Origin of the sequence: Algoriphagus sp., from assembly GCF_029254265.1 — a bacterium.
Taxonomy (GTDB): domain Bacteria; phylum Bacteroidota; class Bacteroidia; order Cytophagales; family Cyclobacteriaceae; genus Algoriphagus.
On record NZ_JAQWXX010000042.1, the window covers coordinates 1 to 3911 of the forward strand.

At 40.5% G+C, this 3911-nt stretch carries 4 protein-coding genes; all 4 read left to right on the plus strand.

Going from position 1 to position 3911, the window contains the following annotated elements; translation table 11 throughout:
* On the plus strand, positions 1–999 hold a 999-nt coding region (locus P8O16_RS05805; RefSeq protein WP_300311838.1), incomplete at its 5' end, for a T9SS type A sorting domain-containing protein.
* A gap of 1354 nt (positions 1000–2353) precedes the next feature.
* Positions 2354–2671 carry a transposase gene (locus P8O16_RS05810; RefSeq protein WP_300311841.1) on the plus strand — a complete coding sequence of 106 codons (318 nt, stop codon included), beginning with the start codon at positions 2354–2356 and terminating at the stop codon, positions 2669–2671.
* Positions 2672–2787: 116 nt separating this feature from the next.
* Entirely contained in the window at positions 2788–3090 is a 303-nt protein-coding gene (locus tag P8O16_RS05815) for an IS3 family transposase (protein WP_300311844.1), read from the plus strand.
* A 12-nt stretch (positions 3091–3102) separates the two neighbouring features.
* On the plus strand, positions 3103–3522 hold the full coding sequence (locus tag P8O16_RS05820; RefSeq protein WP_300311847.1) for a DDE-type integrase/transposase/recombinase: 420 nt from the start codon (positions 3103–3105) through the stop codon (positions 3520–3522).
* Positions 3523–3911: the final 389 nt, after the last annotated feature.

Here is a 3911-nt window from a genome sequence, read left to right on the forward strand (position 1 = left end):
GTATCGGGAGCGGAGGGCAGTATCCGATGGGAGTATTCCACCGATGGGATCAGTTATTACGATGCGCCTTATTGGAGAACCTCTAGGGGAGTCAATACTATTTTTGTGAATCCGAACAACACGGTTGAGTTTACAACTCAAAGCCGTATGAATGGGCGTAGCTATGCATTTACCAGTTTGAATACCGATGTATATTTCAGGGCCAGGGTTCTGAACGAAGCAGGTCTTTCAACTTACACGGATCCGGTTTATTACCAGATAGTGAGTGCAGGGACGATCACCGGAGGCGACGTGACAGTATGTGCGCCGTTGGCAGTGGGACCTGACAATACCTTGACAAGTCCGATCACCAATGTGACCGTTTTAACCTTATCGAATGCGGTGGGAGCAGTAATAGAATGGCAAAAATCAACCGACTATTCAGTGGGTCCTAGTGCTGCCCCCGTCTGGACAGCGGTCAAGGATCTAAGCGCAGCTACGGCTGTGGGCGCTTCCTATTCAGGAGCAGGGAGCGGTGTATTGGTGGTAGGCAACCTGTCTTCGGATACCTGGTACAGAGCGGTGGTAAAAGAAGGCGGTTGTATTGCAACCTCGGCTGTGGTAAAAATCACGGTAGATCAAGCATCATTGGCCTGTGTGAACTCCAGCTCAGCTTTCCGGGTATTGGAAACCTTACCGGTTTCTGGAAATCAAGCTGCTGCTGTTGCTGCTGTTGAGACTTCGAGAGTAGAAGTTGAGTGGAAGGAGGGCTATGAGGTGGTTGCCTACCCGAATCCGACTAGGGGCAGGTTTATGCTGGACCTGAGTGGTTTTGAAGCAGGGTCTCTTGAGGTGAAAGTGATGGAGAGTACAGGAAGGCTGCTGCATGAGCAGGAGTACGAGTTGGCTAAAGGGCGCACAACGATAGCGGTGAATCCAATGGATCGCGCAGCGGGGGTTTACTTTGTACAGGTAATACAGGGACCAAGGATGAAGATGATCAGGATGATATTTGAATAGCACCTAATGAGAAGTCAATTATGTAATTCCTTCTAAAAAAGAGAACTGACTCCCGCATTCCTTTACTACCTGCCTATAGGAAAGAACCCCTGGCGGGAAAGGAGTGTGGGAGTCGTTTTTTATTCCGAATCCCTTGTCCAAAAGGGCAGTATCCGGTTGGATGTGCTGATGAGCTTTGACCGGATTCCAAGATCAACAAGGGAGACTTTTTCTGCTTTACAAATCTTTTGGTGAAGTTGTTTATATCATGCTTTTTTTCGGTCTATCAAACGGGAACGTACTCCATTAATGGATAGCTAGGATTTTCAACTTGAAAAGTATTGCTTTGAGCGGTGTATTCGCATCATCAAGTACTTTTTTAAGAGCATGTACTAAAGGACTGGAAACACCCGGTTATTTTTCACCTTCTGATCCTGACAACCTATCCTCTCTCTTTAACTGCGAGTTTGCTCTTCTCCAATCTATCAAATGGTATTAGCGCTATTTTTTAAAAAAGGTTTTAGTTGAATTGAAGTGTTACCTATTTTTGGTAAAACACACTTGCATTAAGGCTCAATTTCTTGATATATCCTCATTTTGGACAAAACTTTATTTCATTACACATAATGAAATAAAGTTTGAAAGTATTCTAATTTTTTATATCTGCCGCTTGTGATAAAATTTGCTGTATGAATTAAATCGAATGATGAATAATAATTACCCAACAACAAGACGTCTTTCAAAAAAAATATATTTTGTGGAATAAATCTAAGTCCTCAATTCAAATTTGTGGATCATTTAAAAATCCTACTCTTTTCTGCTCTGGTGCTGATTAGTACTATCACTTAGGCACAGGGATCTACTGATGTCTCGATTGGAGCGATGGGTGAGGTTTTTATTTGGCTAGGAGCAGAGTTTGATATTTCCCAAGCTGCACAAGGAAATTACCGTTCTCAATTTGTTCTAGGATTTGAGTAGATATGACAACACGAGGTGTAATCCTTTTTGTCTCTCTTGCATTTTCCCTCCTTGGGTTTTCGAAAACTTCCTTTGGGCAGAGGCCAACTATTTCCACCTGGTCCGGAGGCGATGATAGTACGATACGACCGTTAGGAATGGGATGCTGGGATTACAAGTATCACTATCCCTGTTAACACCAAATTTGCAGATACTCTATTGCCCTTTAGGTCGGTATTTGGAGGGACTTTAGAAAGACATAAATCAGTTTCTTTAACCGAGAAACAATCTAAAATGCGAAAACAAAAAACTACTATTATTTTTATCAACAATAACCAGAAAGTTAGAAAACCTATTTTAATACCTGGACCTGCTTCATTTGATTTAACAGTAAGTTAAGCTCCTTAGCTTAGAATCTATGAATGACAGATCAAGAAGAACGTTTGAGAAAGTTTTCAAAGTGATGGTAGTCGAACTCCATAAAAACGGAAAATCCTCCAGAGAAATTAGCCGTGATTTAGATATTCCTTCTGAAATGGTTCGGCGCTGGAGTAGAGAATATTCTGCTGTTGGAGATTCCAGTTTTACCGGTAACGGAAAGCCTGTTGTAACTCCTGAACAGCAAGAGATCAACGATCTGAAGAAAGCGCTGAAAGAAGCCCAGATCGAACGGGATATCCTAAAAAAGGCCGTAAGCATCTTCTCCAAGAGCGACAACAACTATTCAGGTTCATGAAAGACCATCAAGGAGAATTTGTTGTTGAGAAGATGTGTCAGGTTTTTGAAGTTTCTGGAAGTACTTATTACGACTGGCTAACTCGTAAACCTTCCTGATTATCTTGTGAAAACGAAGTGTTAAAAGCTGAGATCATAGCCATACATCAACTGAATAAAGGAAGGCTAGGTAGCCCCAAACTCACCATTGAACTGAAAGATCGAGGTTTCCAAGTTTCCAGACCACGAGTAGCCAGGCTGATGAAACAACTAGGAATCAAAAGCATTATCTGCAAGAAATTCAGAGTGATGACAACAGATTCTAACCATGTACACATTCCATCAGAGAATCTGCTAAACAGGGATTTCACAGCATCAGAATCTGGTAAAAAGTGGGTGTCCGACCTTACCTATGTCAAAACACTTCAAGGATGGCTTTAATTGACAATCATCATGGATCTGTATGACAGGAAAATCATCGGTTGGGCTATGAGCGAGACAATGGATGCATCATGTACGGTAATTTCCGCTTTTAAAATGGCTATGAAAAAGCGCCCTAAAAATCCATTTGAGCTGATTTTCCACTCTGACAGAGGGATTCAATACGCATGCGGAGAATTCAGGAACCTCCTTAAAGCATATAAAATAAACCAAAGCATGAGTAGAAAAGGAAACTGCTGGGACAACGCAGTAGCCGAAAGCTTCTTTAAAATCATCAAGTCAGAAATAATTTATCAAACACAATACCAAGATCAAAACCTCAGTAAAACAGAGATTTTTGAGATTATAGAAATTTGGTATAACATAAAAAGAAAACATTTATATCTCAATTACCTTACATCAAATCAATTCGGACAAAAAACAAAACAATAGCCGCATAGGAAAAAAATGAACTCGAAATTAGCAGCCGGATTTTCCTTAAAAATCCTACTGATAATTTGAGTAGCCCGCGGGAAGCGATAGTAAATCAATCTTTAACTGAGTTTAAAATATTGTCCAGTTTTTTGAATCAAATCCATATCTTCGTGAGCTATAGATAGTCTTAAACTGATATTTTGAACATTAAAACCTAGAAACTGAAGTATGTATATCTAATTCTCTGCTGGAAAATAGATTTGACCCGAAGAAAATTGGGTAAAAATCTGATAGAGGTGTCCTTTTAATTGCATATATTTATAGCTTTTCAAACGCTCAAAATGGATATATTTAAAGGTCAAGGAGTCATAGAGTTCAGTAAAAGCTTCCAAACTGAACTTGACTGC

What these genes read in the sequence shown, in the direction of transcription:
- P8O16_RS05810 (WP_300311841.1), top strand. Translation starts at nt 2,354, where the DNA reads ATGAATGACAGATCAAGAAGAACGTTTGAGAAAGTTTTCAAAGTGATG.
- P8O16_RS05820 (WP_300311847.1), top strand. Translation starts at nt 3,103, where the DNA reads ATGGATCTGTATGACAGGAAAATCATCGGTTGGGCTATGAGCGAGACA.